The 17,659-nt window shown below is 62.4% G+C and carries 17 protein-coding genes, 2 tRNA genes and 2 pseudogenes; 1 reads left to right on the forward strand and 20 read right to left on the reverse strand.

Features of this window, described 5'->3' with window-relative positions:
* Positions 1–424: 424 nt before the first annotated feature.
* From hpf to recJ, 17 genes and pseudogenes are all read right to left on the reverse strand, one after another.
* A complete protein-coding gene (hpf, locus tag ACTNBU_RS08525) occupies positions 425–970 on the reverse strand; it encodes a ribosome hibernation-promoting factor, HPF/YfiA family (protein WP_441032810.1) in 546 nt (181 codons plus the stop codon).
* A 96-nt stretch (positions 971–1,066) separates the two neighbouring features.
* Positions 1,067–1,351, reverse strand: coding sequence for a hypothetical protein (locus tag ACTNBU_RS08530; protein ID WP_441032812.1), 285 nt, complete (start codon positions 1,349–1,351; stop codon positions 1,067–1,069).
* A 16-nt stretch (positions 1,352–1,367) separates the two neighbouring features.
* Complete coding sequence (locus ACTNBU_RS08535) at positions 1,368–1,838, reverse strand: S1 RNA-binding domain-containing protein (protein WP_441032815.1); 471 nt, start codon at positions 1,836–1,838, stop codon at positions 1,368–1,370.
* Positions 1,839–1,926: 88 nt separating this feature from the next.
* Positions 1,927–2,229, reverse strand: coding sequence for an FtsB family cell division protein (locus ACTNBU_RS08540; protein WP_441032818.1), 303 nt, complete (start codon positions 2,227–2,229; stop codon positions 1,927–1,929).
* A 217-nt stretch (positions 2,230–2,446) separates the two neighbouring features.
* Positions 2,447–2,782: pseudogene (gene yabQ / locus ACTNBU_RS08545) on the reverse strand (spore cortex biosynthesis protein YabQ); the annotation flags it as partial.
* Positions 2,700–2,987: a YabP/YqfC family sporulation protein gene (locus tag ACTNBU_RS08550; protein WP_441032821.1), complete on the reverse strand. Its 288-nt coding sequence runs from the start codon at positions 2,985–2,987 to the stop codon at positions 2,700–2,702. The gene ACTNBU_RS08550 and the pseudogene yabQ, both read right to left, overlap by 83 nt.
* Positions 2,988–3,042: 55 nt before the next feature.
* Positions 3,043–3,282, reverse strand: coding sequence for an RNA-binding S4 domain-containing protein (locus ACTNBU_RS08555; RefSeq protein ID WP_441032824.1), 240 nt, complete (start codon positions 3,280–3,282; stop codon positions 3,043–3,045).
* A 303-nt stretch (positions 3,283–3,585) separates the two neighbouring features.
* A pseudogene (locus ACTNBU_RS08560) lies at positions 3,586–3,885 on the reverse strand (HU family DNA-binding protein); the annotation flags it as partial.
* A 49-nt stretch (positions 3,886–3,934) separates the two neighbouring features.
* Positions 3,935–4,741, reverse strand: a complete 807-nt coding sequence (gene mazG, locus ACTNBU_RS08565; RefSeq protein WP_441032827.1) for a nucleoside triphosphate pyrophosphohydrolase — start codon at positions 4,739–4,741, stop codon at positions 3,935–3,937.
* 56 nt (positions 4,742–4,797) lie between these two features.
* On the reverse strand, positions 4,798–6,414 hold the full coding sequence (locus ACTNBU_RS08570; protein ID WP_441032830.1) for a putative polysaccharide biosynthesis protein: 1,617 nt from the start codon (positions 6,412–6,414) through the stop codon (positions 4,798–4,800).
* A gap of 118 nt (positions 6,415–6,532) precedes the next feature.
* Positions 6,533–6,886: a hypothetical protein gene (locus tag ACTNBU_RS08575; protein WP_441032833.1), complete on the reverse strand. Its 354-nt coding sequence runs from the start codon at positions 6,884–6,886 to the stop codon at positions 6,533–6,535.
* Between the two features lie 84 nt (positions 6,887–6,970).
* Entirely contained in the window at positions 6,971–7,903 is a 933-nt protein-coding gene (locus tag ACTNBU_RS08580) for a uridine kinase family protein (protein ID WP_441032836.1), read from the reverse strand.
* Complete coding sequence (gene hemZ / locus ACTNBU_RS08585; protein ID WP_441032839.1) at positions 7,903–9,384, reverse strand: coproporphyrinogen dehydrogenase HemZ; 1,482 nt, start codon at positions 9,382–9,384, stop codon at positions 7,903–7,905. The genes ACTNBU_RS08580 and hemZ overlap by 1 nt, the downstream gene beginning before the upstream one ends.
* 3 nt (positions 9,385–9,387) lie before the next feature.
* On the reverse strand, positions 9,388–10,020 hold the full coding sequence (locus ACTNBU_RS08590; RefSeq protein WP_441032842.1) for an MBL fold metallo-hydrolase: 633 nt from the start codon (positions 10,018–10,020) through the stop codon (positions 9,388–9,390).
* Between the two features lie 39 nt (positions 10,021–10,059).
* Positions 10,060–10,506 carry a D-aminoacyl-tRNA deacylase gene (dtd, locus tag ACTNBU_RS08595; RefSeq protein ID WP_441032845.1) on the reverse strand — a complete coding sequence of 149 codons (447 nt, stop codon included), beginning with the start codon at positions 10,504–10,506 and terminating at the stop codon, positions 10,060–10,062.
* A 368-nt stretch (positions 10,507–10,874) separates the two neighbouring features.
* A complete protein-coding gene (locus ACTNBU_RS08600; protein ID WP_441032848.1) occupies positions 10,875–13,112 on the reverse strand; it encodes a RelA/SpoT family protein in 2,238 nt (745 codons plus the stop codon).
* A gap of 7 nt (positions 13,113–13,119) precedes the next feature.
* A complete protein-coding gene (gene recJ / locus ACTNBU_RS08605; RefSeq protein ID WP_441032851.1) occupies positions 13,120–15,213 on the reverse strand; it encodes a single-stranded-DNA-specific exonuclease RecJ in 2,094 nt (697 codons plus the stop codon).
* A gap of 426 nt (positions 15,214–15,639) precedes the next feature.
* Between recJ and ymfI the strand changes: the two genes are divergently transcribed.
* Positions 15,640–16,377, forward strand: coding sequence for an elongation factor P 5-aminopentanone reductase (gene ymfI / locus ACTNBU_RS08610; RefSeq protein ID WP_441032853.1), 738 nt, complete (start codon positions 15,640–15,642; stop codon positions 16,375–16,377).
* Between the two features lie 90 nt (positions 16,378–16,467).
* Here ymfI and ACTNBU_RS08615 read toward each other — a convergent pair whose 3' ends face one another.
* From ACTNBU_RS08615 to ACTNBU_RS08625, 3 genes are all read right to left on the reverse strand, one after another.
* Positions 16,468–17,220 carry an XRE family transcriptional regulator gene (locus tag ACTNBU_RS08615; protein WP_441032856.1) on the reverse strand — a complete coding sequence of 251 codons (753 nt, stop codon included), beginning with the start codon at positions 17,218–17,220 and terminating at the stop codon, positions 16,468–16,470.
* Between the two features lie 251 nt (positions 17,221–17,471).
* Positions 17,472–17,556 (reverse strand) — tRNA-Tyr (locus tag ACTNBU_RS08620).
* 14 nt (positions 17,557–17,570) lie between these two features.
* Positions 17,571–17,646 (reverse strand) — tRNA-Thr (locus tag ACTNBU_RS08625).
* Between the last annotated feature and the right edge of the window lie 13 nt (positions 17,647–17,659).

A 17,659-nucleotide genomic window follows, 5' to 3' on the forward strand; every position in this document is an offset into this window, starting at 1 on the left:
AAGCAGAGAAATAATGGCTATTTTTTCGCTTAAATTACCTTAACCAAGTGCAAATAGCGGCTAATACATTGAGCAGGAACAGGACAAAGGCTATTATTCAGAGGTTCCCTAGCTTTTTATGAGAATACCAAGTATAATAAACCGTGGGAAACAGGATAAAATCTGACTAATATCCTGAGAATAAACTTTGTCCCAAATTATGTGGCTATTGTACCGAAAATGACGTGTTTTCAAGTGTTTGAAGGGAAATTTTACTGATAGAGACAACACAACGAGTGGGGTTACACCAACAAGATCCTGGACCTCATCGCCCACATGTACGCGGTGGATCACGCCTGATCCCTTGAAAAACGACAAAACGGGACCCCGGCCAAAGCCGGGGTCCCGTTTATTCTGTCCTGTTTCAAACAGTCCGTATGGATGCTTATTCCTCGCCGGTCTCGATCAGGCCGTAGCCGCCCTTGTTGCGGCGATAGACGATGGACAGCGTATTGTCCTCCTGGTTGCGGAACACAAAGAAGGAGTGATCCAGCAGGTTCATCTGCAGAATGGCCTCCTCGGGGCTCATGGGCTTCACGGAGAACCGCTTGGTGCGGATGATGTCAAATTCCTTCTCCTCCGCCACTTCAAACTCATCGTCAGGGGCAGGCGTGGGGAACGCCTCGCTGCGCAGGCGCTTGGAGAGCCGGGTCTTGTTCTTCAGGATCTGGCGCTCAATATAGCCGCAGGCCGCATCCACGGCTCCGCGCATATCTCCGTCCGGAGCAGACCGCTGGGCACGGAGCAGGGTGCCGTTATTGCCCCGAATGGTGATCTCTACAGAGCAGAGATGGGTCTTTTCCACGGAAAAGGTCACGAAAGCAGAGGGCTCCTCCTGAAAATAGCGATCCAGCTTGCCGATCTTCTTCTCGGCGTAATCCTTGATGGAATCGCTCAGGGAGACTTTCTTGCAGGAAAACGTACACTTCATACCTATCGCTCCTTTCGTATGCCAGAGAGGGCTTCCCCTCTGTAAATTCAGTATAGCACAGAAGCCCTCTTTTGAAAAGAGGGCTTGTCATCAGTTTTAAAAAAGTTCAAACTCCGGTCCGCCCATTGCCTCTCCCGCATTTTCGCAAAAAAGGGCCGCCGGCCAAGGAATGGCGGGCGGCTCAAGCGGGTGGGATATTGGAAAGCTTCCGATATCATAGTAGCGCAGATCCGGCGGGATTGCAACCGAAAGTTTTGGCGAACCGGCACTTTCTTTGGCGAATTTGGGAGACTGCTCCAGCGCCGGAGCGCACAAACGCGGGATGCCCCTTCCCAAAGGGCATCCCGCGCGGTACATGCTGACACGAATGGCTGCGGTCATTTTGCCGGCCGGAGATTCACTTTCTTCTCCGTCCGCCCCGCTTACCGTCGATGTTGCGGTTCAAGTCCGCCATCTTTCCCTCGGAGGCGGTCATGAACTTCTTCAGCTTGTCCTCAAAGGACAGGTCGCCGGAGGGGGGCAGCGGCTGCTGCGCCTGGGTGAACCGGGGACCGCCGGAGGGGCGGACCGGTGCGCCGGTGGGACGCTGCTGTCCGGCCGGACGGGGCGGCCGCTGGCCGCCGGTGCGCGGCTCCTGGGGCAGCGCCTTTTTGATGGAGAGATTGATCTTCCCGTTCTCCGTGGAGAGGACCTTCACCTTGACCTCCTGACCCTCCTGCAGAAAATCGTGGACGTCGTTGACAAAGGTGTTGGCGATCTCCGAGATGTGTACCAGTCCGGACCTGCCGTTCCCCAGAGAGACGAACGCGCCGAACTTCATGATGGATGTGACTTTTCCTTCCAGAATGCTCCCGACCTCAGGCTCCATAAAATTTATGCTTTCTCCTTCCGCGATGTTTCAAAAAACCGGATGGTTCCGCGGCGCTCCGCACACACCGGAAGGCCGCTTCAGCCGGTCAATTGCTGGTGTCATAGATGACTTTCTCGTTGGGGTCCACCAGCCCCAGCTCCCGGCGGGCGATCTTTTTCATTTCCTCCTCGCTGCCGCCGTTATCGATGCCCTCCTGCAGCTGATCGTTTTCCAGCTGCTGGGCCTCCACTTTGGCCTCGTACCGGGCCTTTTCCGCCTCCGCCTGGGCCACCTGGCCCCGCAGATGATGCAGCTGGCCGCCCAGGGCCGCCAGCAGGACGAGGATCAGGACCTTTGTGAAAAAGCCGGCCTTTGCCCTGGGCTGCTTTGTTTTTGCCGCTCTTGCCATGGTTCCCGCCTCCTCTGGTGGAATGGAGGGCGGATATCCCTCCAGTGTTTCTTATTGTATAGCATTTTCGAGCAAAATAAAAGAGATTTTTGCATCGGATCCCGATTTTTTTGCAAAGTGCCGCCGCGCTCCGGACCGGAACCGCTAGCAGATGAAGAGTCCAGGCCAGCGTATCCGCCCAGAACTCCCACACCGGACGCAGCAGCGCCGACAGCAGTCCGAAAAACAGCATGCCGCCGCCCAGCAGTCCCAGCAGTACATACAGCCGGGGGACGCCCTCCACGCGCCGGAGCAGAAACAGAAACACCGTCAGCAGCGCCGTCAGGCAGTAGGCGCCGTCGGTGAGCCAGGTGAGACGGGGATGGCGCAGGCGCAGGGGCCGCAGCAGGTCATAGAGCAGGGCGATGCCGCCGCCCAGCAGGATGGACTGGCCGAATGTCAGCAGCTGAACGGAGATCTCATTTTTCATATCAGCCGAACAGGCGGCGCAGCAGTCCGCCCCGGGACTGGTCCGCCTCCTCATAGGCGATGGCGTCCACCCGGCCGTCCACATGGAGCTCTCCGCCCTCCAGAGACAGCTGTCCGATGTGCAGCCCTTCGCCGGTGATGGTCAGGATGCCGGCGGTGGTGGACATGACGATGCCTGTCTCGTCAAAGCGCTCCACATCCTCCACGCCGGTGATGGTGAGGCGTTCCCGGCCCTCCAGCTCCAGGCGATGGCTTCCGGCGGTAAAATTCGCGGCATAATCGTTGTTCATCAGTCCGTCCCTCCCCTGACGCCAATGTATGCGCCGGGGCGGGGGGATAGAACGGTCAGACCTCCCGGTACAGCGCCGCGGCCTCCGCCTGGCGCACGTTCTCCTGGACGGACAGCACCTCCACGGTGACGGTCCGCATCCCGAACCGCATGGAGATGGTGTCACCCACCTTCACCTCGTAGGAGGCCCGGGCGGGCCGGCCATTGACGGTGACCAGTCCGTTGTCGCAGGCCTCGTTGGCCACGGTCCGGCGTTTGATGAGCCGGGCGGTCTTCAGGTATTTATCCAAACGCATAGAGGTCATCTCCTTATGGCAAGGCTGCCGGCACGACCTCGTACCGGCAGCCGCAGTCGATCACGCGCAAAACCCCGTCGCCGCTCATGCGCCTTTCGCCTTCAGCGAAAGGCGCCAAGGAAAAGGGCCAGGAAAAACCTACGGTTTTTCCGGTTGCTCTGCCCGCAGGGCAGAGCAATGTGCCGGAATCATTTTTCCGGCGGCGTGTACGTCGGAAAAATACCGATGCCCCAGCCGCCCTGGGCGGCGACACCAGTTCGCAGACTGGTGGTGGGGGTTCTAAAGGGGGAGCCTGCTCCCCCTTTATTTAGAAACGGCGTCCTTCAGCGCCTTGCCGGCCTTGAACACGGGCACGACGGAGGCGGGGATCTCGATGGCCTCCTTGGTCTTGGGGTTCCGGCCGGTACGGGCGGCCCGCTTCTTCACTTCAAAGGAGCCAAAGCCCACCAGCTGCACCTTGTCGCCCTCTTTCAGAGCGCCGGTGATGGTCTCCAGCATAGCGGATACGACAGCCTCGGCGTCCTTCTTGGAAACGTCGGCGGAAGCGGCGACGGCATTGATCAGTTCTGCTTTGTTCATAGTGTTATCCTCCTGTAAATTTTGATGCTTGCTCTTTCGCGTCTTCTATTCTTAACGCAGGGAGCGCCTGCTTTTAAGACTCACTCTTCTTGGCCCGGTCCCACAGAGACAGCAGCTCCGCCTCTGTCAGGCCGTCCAGGGGCCTGTCCCCCGCCTGCTCCTCCACGGAACGGAACCGGCGGGCAAATTTGTCGCAGGAATGGTGGAGAGCCTCCTCCGGGTCGATGCCGTGGTCACGGGCCACCTTGGCCGCCATGAACAGCACGTCGCCCACCTCCTCCGCCACGCCGTGGGGCGCGCCGGCAGGACGTCCGGATTCCACTGCCTCCCGCAGTTCGCCCACCTCCTCGGTGAGCTTGTCCAGTGCGCCCTTCTCCGAGGGCCACCGGAAGCCGGCCTTGGCGGCCTTTGACTGCATCTTCTCCGCCCGCCACAGGCCCGGCAGGGTCCTGGCCACGGCGTCGATGGCGTCGGCGGTGGAGGACTGTCCCTTCTCCTTCCGCTTCAGGACCTCCCAGTTTTTCAGGACCTGCTCGCTGCCGTCCACCTGGACCTGGCCGAAGACATGAGGATGGCGGTACACCAATTTCCGGCAGACGCCGTCGACCACGTCCGCCATGGTGAAACCGCCCTTTTCCGTCTCGATCTGGGCGTGGAACACCACCTGCATCAGCACATCCCCCAGCTCCTCGCAGAGCCCGGTCATGTCGCCGTTGTCGATGGCCTCCACCGCCTCGCAGGTCTCCTCCAGAAAATTCCGCCGGATGGACTGGTGGTCCTGCTCCCGGTCCCAGGGGCATCCCCCCGGTTCCCGGAGTAGCTTCATGATCTGGAGAAGATCACTGTAATCGTATCTCTCTTTACATTGAAAATCTACCATAAGTTGCCCGCCTTTGCAAGAAAAATAAATATTCACACAGAAGTTTCAGAAAAATTTCATTTCAGATGCAGGATCCGGATGATCGCATCCCCTTTTTTGATATTTTTCACGTCTTCCGCCCGCAGGATCCGCAGGGCGATCACCAGGATGAAGTACACCGCCACGCCGGCCGCGATGCCGCCCATGGTGGCGACAGCGTTGGCCATGTAGCCGGACATTCCCCCGGACAGTGCCCGGTCCAGGAATCCCCAGGTGGCCCAGGCCGCGCCGCCCATGAGGGCAGAGGCCAGCGCTGGCTTTGCGAACATCTGGATGTAACGGGGCTTCAGAGGAGAGTATTTCCAGACGAAGAACATGTTCAGCGCCGCGATGACCAGATAGCAGCAGAAAGAGGCGACAGGCGCGCCCTGGATGTTGATGTCCGGATTGCCCACCAGGAAGTAGTTCAGGATGATCTTCGTCAGACCACCCACGATCACCGTGAAGATGGGCAGCATCTCCTTGCCGTAGGATTGGAGGATGGCGTTGGTCAGGCTCATGATGCAGATAAAAATGCACACCAGACCCAGGATCCGCAGATGGGGGCCGGCGGCCAGGGCGTCCTCATACTGCATGGGATACAGCAGCACGCAGATGGGGGTGGACAGCACGCTGAGTCCCACGCCGCAGGGCAGGGCCAGCAGGGCGATGAGCCGGAAGGCGGAGGACACGGTGCGGGCAGCTCCCTCGTGGTCCCGGCGGGCCAGGGCCGCCGCCACGAAGGGCAGCAGGCTCATGGACACGGGGTAGACGAAGGACGCCGGCAGGTTCACCAGATCCATGGCCATGGTGTACTGGCCGTTGAGAGCCAGCGGCGTGTCGCTGAGGAAGCCGGAGATGGACTTCAGCTGTCCCAGGACGATCTTGTTGTCCACCAGGGTGATGATGGCCATGGCGGAGTTGCTGATGGTGATGGGGATGCCGATGGAGAGGACTTTCTTGATGATGGTCCCGCTGCCGGAGGGCACATCCCGGGAGACCCCGGCGCTGCGGTGGCAGGCCAGATAGCCCATCAGGAACAGCATGGACACCACGGTGCCCGCCGTGACGCCCAGAATGGCGCCCGCGGCGCTGACCTCCACGCCGAAGCCGATCTGCAGGACGTACCATGCCAGCGGCAGGCCGATGCCCAGCTTGAACAGCGCCTCCAGGATCTGGGACTCCGCCGTGGGCAGCATGTTCCCCTGTCCCTGGGTATAGCCCCGCATACAGGACAGCAGGCACACGCAGAACACCGCCGGCGCCAGGGACCGGATAGCGAGGCTGGCCAGTTCGTCCTCCATCAGCACCGCCAGCTGGTCCGCCCCGCAGAACACCAGCAGGAAGCCCGCCAGTCCGATGACCACGAACAGCCAGATGGCGGTGCGGAAGATCTTCCGCTTCTCGTTCTCCTTCCCCAGGGCGTAGGCCTCGCTGGTGAGCTTGGAGATGGCCAGCGGCAGTCCGGCGGTGGAGATGGACAGCAGGAGGTTATAGATGTTGTAGGCCACGGTGAAGTGGCTCTTGCCCTCGCTGCCCAGGATATTGCTCAGGGGGATCTTGTAGAAGAACCCGATGCCCTTGACAATGAGGTTACCGGCGGCCAGAATGGCAGCGCCCGCCAGGAAGGATTGCTTTTTATGCTGTTTTGACATGGATGGATTACCTCAAATCCGGAAATCATACGAAACCCTGATAAAAACCTCAAGGGCTTTTATCGTGGGAAGCGCGGAGGATTTCAAATGAAAGAATTTCATTTGAAATCAGTATCCGTCACAGTTTTCTGCCGCAGTCCCGGCAGAAGACGTCGCCGGGCTCCGCCGCGCCGCCGCACCAGGGGCAGACGCTCCGCCGGGCGGACTGGGGCAGACGGGCCTCCAGATCCGCCGTCTGCCGCTTCAGCTCATCGATGGCCCGCAGCTCCGCTACCAGGTCCTCCGTGGGAACGGGCGACCCGGTGTGGGTGTCGTACATCATCCCGCCTACCCGGCGCAGATGTTCGTCCGTCCGGGCCCGCAGTTCCGCCAGCCGGCGGCGGAGCCGTCCCTGGTCCACCAGCTGTCCGGCCAGCTCTCCGGCGGCCCTGACGGCCTGCTCCGCGCTGTCCAGAAGATCCTGTCCGTTCATAGCGGTGCCTCCTTTGCTGTGTACATTCTTATTCAGGCGGCAGGGAAAATACGCCCATGCCGTCCAAAAACGCTGCGGCTCCGGTCAGTAGGAAAACGTGCTGCCGCCGATGAACTCCCGGATCAGGGAGTTGGCGGGGACGTACTTCTCATCCAGCGGCTCGATGCGCTCGTAGGCCTTGAGAATGCTGTCCGCCTCCGGATACTTCCCGGCGGGCACCTTCTCCAGCAGCGGCACGATGAAGGGCTTCAGCACGGAAAACTCGCAGGCCAGGGAGGAATCGAACATCAGGTTGGCGTTCTCCTTGTAGGGGGAGATGTACAGCTTCTCGCCCCGGCGGACGTTGGGCCACATCTTCAGGGTGAAGTCCGCGTCGCTGCCCCGGAACTTGTAGTCCCGGACGATGCGGCGGCACAGCCGCAACCAGGCGTGCTGGAACACCACGGTGCCGTCCTCGTCCACCACGTTGCTGCGGGCGGCGATATACAGCTTGAAGGCCTTGGGATTTTTGCCAATGATGACGTCGTTCAGGGCGTGGATGCCCTCGAAGATGGCCAGCTCGTCAGGTCCCAGCTTCAGGGGCTGGGACAGAATGTCGGAGCGCATCTGCCGGGCGAACTCGTACTTGGGGATGTGGATGGTCTCCCCCCGGTCCAGCATGGAGAAGTGCCGGTTCAGCAGGTCGATGTCCAGACAGAAGGGGGATTCGTAGTCGATGTTGCCCTCCCGGTTCCGGGGAGCGGTATCCGGGTCGATGGTGTTGAAATAGTTGTCCATGGAGATGGTGTGGGTCTCCACGCCGCTGTTGTCCAGGACTTCCTCGATCTTCAGGGCAGTGGTGGTCTTGCCGGAGCCGGAGGGACCGGACAGCAGCACGATATGGGATTCACTGCGGTGTTCGGCGATCCGTCTGGCGGCGTCCTGGATCTTCTTGGCATGGGCGGCTTCGCATTCGGCCACGAAGGCCGCCGGGTCCGAGCGGATGGATTCATTGATCGTTTTCAGAGAGTATGCCATCAGTTGGAAGCTCCTTTCAGATCGTTGTAGAAGGCGGCGAATTCCGCCTGGTTGGACTGCCACTTCTCCGGCCGCCGGATATACTCCAGGGGGTATTTCAGGTTGAAGGCCCGCTGGATGTGGTTGGTGCCCGGTTCCACCATCTTGGTGGAGCCGCCGGCGCCGAAGGACAAAATGGAGCAAAGCTCCGACATGATCTGCACGTTGTACCAGCACTCCGCGCCGGGACGGCACCAGCCGATGTTCTCGAAGCTGCCGGACATATACTTCTGCCGGTAGAGATAGTAGGGCGCGTAGCCCGCCTGCCGCAGGACAGGCTCGGCGTAGTCCAGCATCTCCGCCACCTCCTCCGGCGCGGGAATGGCCAGACCCTGGTTCAGGATGGCGCTGCCCTTTTTCAGCGCCAGGGTGTGGACCGTCACATTGTCCGTCCCGAAGGACAGACAGGCGTCCAGGGACCGGCGGAAGCCCTCCGGCGTGTCCTCCGGCAGGCCCGCGATGAGGTCCATGTTCACGTGTTTGAACCCCGCCGCGTCCACCAGCTCCATGGCCCGGCCGATGTCCGCCGCCGTGTGGCAGCGGCCGATGGCCCGCAGCACGTGGTCCTCCATGGTCTGAGGATTCACGGACACCCGGCTGACGCCGTGGCGCTTCAGCACCGCCAGCTTCTCCGCCGTGATGGTGTCCGGCCGTCCCGCCTCCACGGTGATCTCGTCGCAGACGGCGGTGTCAAACGTCTCCTCAAAGGCGGACAGCACCCGGTCCATCTGGTCCGCCGTCAGGGTGGTGGGTGTCCCGCCGCCCATGTAAAAGCTGCGGGCCCGCAGTCCCTGCTCCCGGACCATCCGTCCGCCCGCCCGGATCTCGTCGATCAGGGCGTCCACATAGGGCGGCACCAGGGAGAAGCTCTTCTCCACGGACTGGCTGACAAAAGAACAGTAGGCGCAGCGGGTGGGACAGAAGGGGATGCCCGCGTAGACGGCGATGTCCGCCGGGCCCAGCTCCCGGGCGGCCCGCACCGCCACGGAGCCGGTCTCCGCCGCCAGGGCGGCCCGCTTGGGGGTGACGAAATAGTCCTCCTCCAGCATGGCCGCGGCCTCCCGGGGCGTCTTTCCCTTCTCCAGAGCCCAGGTCACCGGCTTGTCGGGACGGACGCCGGTAAGCATCCCCCAGGGGGGCGTGACGCCGGTGGCCTGCCGGGCCGCCAGGAAAAAGCCCCTGGCGATGGCGTGGCGGCGCTGGCCCTCTTTTTCAAAGTCCGTGCCGGTGAGACGGCAGCCGCAGCTGTAGGCGGCGGTCTTTCCGTGCCAGAACAGCTCCACCGTCACGCGGCAGCAGTCATCCTCCCGCAGGGAGATGATGGCCCAGGCGTCGTCCCCGGGCTGGACAGGCTCATAGACCGGCAGCTCGCCGGGGAACAGATTCATCAGGCTCTGCTCCACCACGTACCGCTCGTCGTGGCCCTTCAATACCAGCTTCATGGCTCAACCCCGCATAGCCTGGATGAGATAGGGGTTCCGTGCCCGCTCCGTATCCAAGTCGCTGGTCTCCATGTGGCCGGGCAGGACGGCGTAATTGCCCTCCAGCTCTCCCAGCCGCTTCAGGGAGGCCATCATCTGCGTCATGCTGCCGTCGGCGAAGTCCGTCCGTCCGCAGGAGCCGGCAAACAGCGTGTCGCCGCAGAACAGTATATTTTCACACTGGAGAGTTACAGAACCTGCGGAGTGGCCGGGGGTGTGCAGCACCCGGATGTCCAGGCCGCCCAGGGCCACATGGTCCCCCTCTCCGTAGAACTTCACAACGGGGAGCCGGCCGGCGGCCTCCAGCTGGTCCTCCAGCTGAAAGAGCCGGGCGTCCGTGCTGTGGAAATCGGTCCGGTGGATATAGACGCTGAGCGGCGGCAGGGCCGCGCACAGCTCCAGCACGGCGCCGGTGTGGTCATAGTGTCCGTGGGTCAGCAGGATGTGGGACACCTGGACGTCCAGCTTCCGAAGGGCGGCCAGGATGCGGTCAGCGTCCCCGCCGGGATCGATGACGGCGCAGAGCTTGGTTTTTTCGTCGATGAGCAGATAGCAGTTGGTGCCGATGGGGCCCACCTGCAGAACTTTGATTTCCATGGAACACCTCCAAGAGAGATAGGAGTGAGGGGATAGGGGTTACAGCTTGCCCTCGGTGTCGAACAGGATAGTGACAGGGCCGTCGTTCAGGGAATCCACCTGCATATCGGCGCCGAACTCACCGTGCTGGACGTCGAAGCCCCGCTCCCGGCAATGGGCCATGAACTTCTCGTACAGAGGGATGGCCTGGGCCGGTTTGGCGGCGCCGGTAAATCCGGGACGGCGGGAGGAGGTATCAGCGTACAGGGTGAACTGGGACACCACCAGCAGCGCGCCGCCCACCTGCTCCAGATTGAGATTCATCTTCTCATTCTCGTCCTCGAACACCCGGAGGTTGCAGATCTTGTCCGCCAGCTTGACGGCAGTGTCCTCCGTATCATTGGGTCCCACGCCCAGCAGGACCAGATATCCCCGTCCGATCTGTCCGTTGACCTTTCCGTCGATGGTGACTGAAGCATGGTGGACCCGCGTAACAACTGCGCGCATAAACAGAAACCTCCTGAAAGTGAATGGTAGAAATTAAGGAAGCGCCAAAAACGCCCCCGCCCGCTGCTCCCGCGCCGCAGCGCATCGGCTTCGCCCGCCGGGGGAAGCCAGGGAAAGGGGGCCAGGGGGAAACCGTGGGTTTCCCCCGGTTCTTTTGCCCATCAGGCGAAAGAAGGAGGGAGGGGCCAGGGAACCGTAGGTTCCCGGTTCTTTTGCCCATCAGGCGAAAGAATCTGCCGTAATCATTTTTCCGGCGGCGTGTACGTCGGAAAAATACCGAGACTCCAGCCGTCGGGGGGCGGCGGCACCAGTGACGCGGCGTCACTGGTGGTGGGGGTTCCTCAAGGGGGAGCCTGCTCCCCCTTGAATTATCCCGCTGGCCGCATGACCTTCAGCACGCCGGAGACCTGATTCAGCTTGTTCATGATCTCCTTGAGATGCTTGCCGTTGATGACGTTCATCTCGATGTGGAACATGGCGAAGTTGTCCTCCGTGCTGCGGGACTGGATGCCCAGCACAAAGGCGTTGGACACGGACAGGGCGGCGGAGATGTCCAGCAGGAGGTTCCGCCGGTCCTTACACACCAGCTCCACGGAGGTATGATATTTCTCGTTGACGTCGGTGCCCCAGGAGACCTTGATCCACCGGCCCTTCTGGTCCGGGGCGTTCCGGCGCTCCGGACTGGCGTTGGGGCAGTCCGCCCGGTGGACGGACACGCCGTAGCCCCGGGTGATGAAGCCCACGATCTCGTCGCCGGGCACCGGGGTGCAGCACTTGGAGAACTTCACCAGACAGTTGTCCAGCCCCTCCACGATGATGCCCTGCTCGCTCTTGACCTTCTTGGGGCCGGGGGCCGCCGGCTTCTCCTCCGCCGGCTTCTCCTCCGCGGCGGCGGCCAGGGCGGCCTTCTCCGCCTGCTGCTTGGCCACCCGGTTCAGCTCGCCCTGCATCCGGCTGACGGCCTTCTGGGCGGTGAAGCCGCCGTAGCCGATGGCCGCGTACAGATCGTCCAGCGAGCCGTAGGACACCCGCTTCAGCAGGTTGGGCAGCACCGCCGGGTCCAGCACGTCCTTCATAGGGATGCCGCAGTGCTTCAGTTCCGCCTCCATGGCGGCCCGGCCGTTGACAATGTTTTCCTCCCGCTTCTCCTTCTTGAACCACTGGCGGATCTTGCTGCGGGCCTCGCTGGACTTGGCGATCTTCAGCCAGTCCCGGCTGGGGCCCTTGGAGGCCTTGGAGGTGATGATCTCCACGATGTCGCCGTTGCTGAGGGTGGAGTCCAGGGTGACGATGCGTCCGTTGACCTTGGCGCCCACCATGCGGTTGCCCACGGCGGAGTGGATGGCGTAGGCGAAGTCGATGGGCGTGGCCCCGGCGGGCAGGTTCTGCACGTCGCCGTTGGGAGTGAACACAAAGACCTCGTCGGAGAACATGTCGATCTTCAGGGAGTGGATATACTCCTCGGCGTCAGTGCCCTCTTGGTTCTCCAGCAGACGGCGGACCCACTCGTAGCGGCCCTCCGTGCCGGAACCCACGCCGCCCTGCTTGTACTTCCAGTGGGCGGCCACACCGTATTCGGCGATCTCGTGCATCTCCCGGGTGCGGATCTGCACCTCGAAGGGAATGCCGTCGGTGCCCATGACGGTGGTGTGCAGGGACTGGTAGCCGTTGGGCTTGGGGGTACCGATATAGTCCTTGAACCGGCCCAGAATGGGCTTGTAGATGTCGTGGATGACGCCCAGAACGTTGTAGCAGTCTCCCACGTTCTCCACGATGACACGAAAGGCGAACAGGTCGAAGATCTCATCCAGGGACTTGTTCTGGTTGAACATCTTCCGGTAGATGGAGTAGGGGTGCTTCATGCGGCCGTAGACCACGTGCCGGATCTTCAGCTCCGTCAGCCGCTGGTCGATCTGGTCCTGGGTCTTCTTCATGAAGGCGTCGTATTCCTTCTGCTTGACGGACAGCTTGGAGACGATCTCGTCAAAGCCCACGGGGTCCAGATATTTCAGGGACAGGTCCTCCAGCTCCCACTTCATCCGCTGCATGCCCAGCCGGTGGGCGATGGGGGCGTAGATCTCCATGGTCTCCAGGGACTTCTGCTTCTGCTTGGCGGGAGACTGGTACTCCATGGTCCGCATATTGTGGAGCCGGTCGGAGATCTTGATGAGGATGACCCGGATGTCCTTGGACATGGCGATGAGCATCTTCCGCAGATTCTCCATCTGCTCGTCTTCCTTGGTGGCGTACTGGATGCGGGTCAGCTTGCTGACGCCCTCCACCAGCTCCGCCACCGTGGGGGAGAACAGCTTGGCGATCTCGTCGTGGGTGGCGGCGGTGTCCTCGATGCAGTCGTGGAGCAGGGCGGCCTCGATGGACTCGCTGTCCAGCTTCAGCTCCTCCGCCACGATCTGGGCCACGGCCAGCGGATGGATGATATAGGGCTCGCCGCTCTTGCGGCGCTGGTTCCGGTGGGCGTTCTCCGCGTACTCGAAGGCCGCCCGGATCTGGCCCAGGTCCGCTGAGGGATTGTAGTCCCGAACGGTGGCCTCCAGCTTGTCGTACTCGTTTCGGATCTGCTCGGTAGTCGTGATCATCATGCTCATGCTCACCTCAATTCTTCCTTGGAACGGGATCGTCCAGCCGCTCCAAATAGGGGCAGGCGGCCAGATTCACCTTTCCATGGGCGGGGATCAGACGCAGACGCAGGCGTCCGGCGTCGTGGTCCATGTCCAGAAGGCCCCGCTCTGTAAACACCTCCAGCGCCAGAACGGCCCGGAGGAAGCTCTCGTTTCCGCCTGCCGCGGCAGCCAGCCGCCGCAGGAAAGGCAGCTCCGCGTCCTCCAGCTGGCTCTGACGGAGCTGATGGAGCTGCCGTTCCAGCAGCGTCCAGTAAGTTCCGAACTGTTCCCGGCTGGTCCGCAGCCGGGACCGCTCCTGGGGCGTGAGCCGCTCGCCTTCACAGCACCGGCGGCACAGATCCAGGTCCGCCGCCTCATGGCGGCTGGGGGTCAGGGAGGGCCGCAGGTCGATGAGCTGCAATTGCAGCGTGGTGGTGCCTCGGAAGGTGTTGGCCTGGAGATAGAAGGCAGCGTCCACCCGTCCCCCGGCGGTGAGGCCCAGCTCCTCCGCCGTGACGGAGAAGAAGATGGCGTCGAACCGGCAGGTGCCCTTGCTGAGCCGCAGCTTCAGATGCCGCCCCTGTCCCACGGTCTGGACCGCGTCCACCGTGGCGCCCAGCAGGGCGAACACCGGCCGGGGATTGCCGGAGCCATAGGGCTCCAGCCGGGACAGCTCCTCCACCTCGTTCAGCGTCACGCCGGCGGGGCAGCCGATGGCGGCGTCGATGTCCAGGGAGGACACCGGCAGCGCCCCGTCCATGGAGGAGCGGACGAACCGGTTCATCCTGGCCCGGAAGGCGCTGATATTCTCCTCCCGGATGGTGAAGCCCGCCGCCAGCTCATGGCCGCCGAATCCGTCCAGCAGGTCGGCGCAGCTCTCCAGCGCCGCATAGAGGTTGAAGCCGCCGTAGGACCGGCAGGAGCCCTTGCCCGTGCCGTCCTTCAGATGGATCATGAAGCTGGGACAGGAGTACTTCTCGCTGAGCCGGGAGGCCACGATGCCCACCACGCCCTGATGCCAGTTCTCGCTGGCCAGGACCAGGGCGCTGCGGGACTCCTCCGGCAGCTTTTCGATCTGGGCCACGGCGTCGGAGCAGATCGTCTGCTCCACCGTCTGCCGCTCCCGGTTCAGGTCGCACAGCTGACGGGCCAGCCGCTCCGCCTCCTCAGGGTCGCCGGTCTCCAGCAGCTCCGCCGCCAGATCCGCCTCGCCCATGCGTCCGGCGGCGTTGATCCGGGGCGCCAGCACGAAGCCGATCTGGATGGAGGTGACGGGCTTGCCCAGCAGCCCCGCCTCCTTCAGCAGGGCGTGGACGCCCACGAAATCCGTGTGGGGCAGGGCCTCCAGGCCCCGGGAGACGATGACCCGGTTCTCGCCGTCCATCAGCATGACGTCGGCGATGGTGCCGATGGCCGTCAGGGAGCAGTAGCGGTTGAACAGGGCGTCCGCCCGGCTCTCGCCCCCCAGGGCCAGCACCAGCTTCAGCGCCACGCCCACGCCCGCCAGATGGGGGAAGGGATACGTGCAGTCCTCCCGGCGGGGGTCCACCACCGCCACGGCGTTGGGCAGCGGTGCCTTGCACTCATGGTGGTCTGTCACCACCACATCCAGCCCCAGGGAGTTGGCGTAGTCCACCTCCTCGTTTCCGGTGACGCCGCAGTCCACGGTGACCATCAGGGTGGCCCCCTGGTCCCGGAGGGCGCGGATGGCGTCCCGGCTGAGGCCGTAGCCGTCCTCAATGCGCCGGGGGATATACCGCAGGCACCGGACGCCGCAGCGCTTCAGATAATCTGTCAGCACCACCGTGGCGGTGATGCCGTCCACGTCGTAGTCGCCGAACACGGCGATGGTCTCCCGGTCCGCGATGGCCCGCTGGATCCGGGCCACCGCCTTGTCCATGTCCCGCATCAGCAGGGGCGACAGCGTCAGCTTCCGCTCCCGGTCCAGAAACACCGCCGCCTGTTCCGGCGTGGTGACGCCCCGGGACGCCAGCACGGTGCTCAGCAGATAGGGGTATCCGGCGGAGCGCAGCAGGTCCACGTCCTGCTGCTTCGGCTCGCCGATCTTCCATTTCTCATACTTCAAAGGAGTTTCCTCCTCTCTCGCTCCTGTCCGGACGGGGTACAGCGGCCTGCCGCCTCCATCCGCCCGGCAGAAAAAAACTCCACGATAACTTTTTAATTATAGCAAACTTCCCGGCAAAGGTAAAGAAATTTCTGCTTTTTCAGGGTACGGACGGCGCCGGGACGCCTGGTCGGGAACATTTTTCGCCCGGGTCCGGAAAAAGATTTAAAACTTTTGTAACAAACGGGGCTGTCTTCGTTAACAAACCTTCTGTATCTTAATACTTGCAAGAGGCAAAACTTCTTTTTCATCCAATCTTCCGCAGACAGGACCAGCCGGACCGGCTGGTCCTGTCTGTCTCTTTTTCCGTTGGAGTGGCGCCGGAGGCGGAGGTGTGGTATAATGATCGGGAAAACTCATCAGAATGCAGAGAAGGAGGCGGCGCGAATGGCAAAGGTGGCGCTGGTGACGGGGGCGGCCCGGGGGATCGGCCGGGCCGTGGCGGAGGCTCTGGCCCGGGAGGGCTGTGACGTCTGCGTCAACTATATTCAGCATGAGGCAGAGGCCCGGTCCGCGGCGGAGACGCTGACGGCCATGGGCCGCCGGTGTCTGGTGGTTCAGGCGGACGTGGCGGACCCGGCGGCCTGCGAGGCCATGGTCCGGGAGACGGAGGCGGCGCTGGGACCGGTGGACATTCTGGTGAACAACGCCGGCATCTCCTACGCCGGACTGTTTCAGGATATGACCGACGATGACTGGGACCGGTGTCTGGCGGTGAACCTCACCGGCGCCCGGAACATGGCCCGGGCGGTGCTGCCCCACATGCTCCACGAAAAGGCCGGGGCCATCGTCAACATCTCCTCCATCTGGGGACTGCGGGGCGCCTCCTGCGAGGTGGGCTACGCCTGCTCCAAGGCGGGCATCGTGGCTCTGACCCGGTCCCTGGCGCTGGAGCTGGCCCCCTCCCACATCCGGGTCAACGCTGTGGCCCCCGGCTGCATCGACACCGACATGGTGCGGGTGCTGGATCGGGACACCGTCGACAGTCTCATTGAGGAGACGCCCCTGGGCCGGCTGGGCCGTCCGGAGGACATCGCCCAGGCCGTGGTCTTTCTGGCGTCGGAGAAGGCGTCCTTCATCACCGGCCAGGTGCTGGCGGTGGACGGCGGCTTCGCCACGGTGTAAAGTCCCGTTCCTATCCCCCTCTTGGAAACAACAGCGCCCTCCGAGGACAGCCATTGTCCGCGGAGGGCGCTTTTTCATCGTTTACACCGTTTACACTTTTCCGGGCACCGGCTGGCCCCGCATCATCACGCGGCCGAAGCACACCAGCGACCGTCCGCTGCTCTCCGGCAGCACCACGTCGGCGTCCGCCCGCTGACGGTTCAGGGAGAGCAGATACACCATGCCCAGGGGGTCCTTGTAATACTGCTTGCACACCATGGCCCCGTCCACGCAGAAGATGCCCACATCTCCCGCCTTCATGGGGTCCCGGTTCACGTACACCACGGAGCCGTCGGCGATCAGCGGCGCCATGGAGTCGCCCTGGATGCGGACGGCGAATTCCGCCCCTGCCGGCACGTCCTCCCCGGCGGGGATGAGGTCGTAGTCCTCTCCCATCACCGGCGCGGCATAGCCCGCCGCCGCGGGGGAACAGTACAGCGGGATGAGCCGTTCCTCCCGGTCCGGCCGGGCCTGCTCCATCTCGTCCCGGTAGGCACACAGCGCCTCTGCCAGGGAGTCCAGCGTGTCCCGTCCCACGGCGGGCAGGGAGCGATAGCGCTCCAGGAGCTTCCGCTCCCGTTGGGAGTAGACGGGCTGGACGCCGTGATAGCTGTCCCGGAACAGCATGTTCGGCTCCATCTTCAGCGCGTCGAACAGCCGCAGCAGAACCGTCTCCTTGGGGAAGCTAATGCTCTTTTCGTAGTTGCTCACCGCCGAGGGCGATACCTCCAGCTGCTCCGCCAGCTCCGCCCGAGAGATCCCCAACTCCTCCCGACGGGCCTGCAAACGCTCACCGAACCGCATCACAGACGCCTCCCTTCCTCTCACTGATGCCTTTATTCTATCGGATGTCACAGGACTTGTCAATTTGTTTTTACAAGAAACTTGTAAATTTATTCTTGACATCACAAGTTACTTGTGATATAACAGTCTTGTTCACAAGAAACTTGTAGAATTCTTGTGTTGTTACAGAGTTTCTGTCAATTCCTGCGGCAGGCCGCTTCTGTCAGTGGAAAATAAAAACGAAAGCGCTTGCTTTCGCAAGCGCTTTCGCGTGGTGGGGGAAGATGGATTCGAACCATCGAAGCCATAAGCAACAGATTTACAGTCTGCCCCATTTGACCGCTCTGGAATTCCCCCATATGAAATTATGGTGGAGCTGGTGGACGGATTCGAACCCCCGACCTGCTGATTACAAATCAGCTGCTCTACCAGCTGAGCTACACCAGCGGACCAGCAACAG

Origin of the sequence: Dysosmobacter sp. HCP28S3_G4 (assembly GCF_052065175.1) — a bacterium.
Taxonomy (GTDB): Bacteria; Bacillota; Clostridia; order Oscillospirales; family Oscillospiraceae; genus Oscillibacter.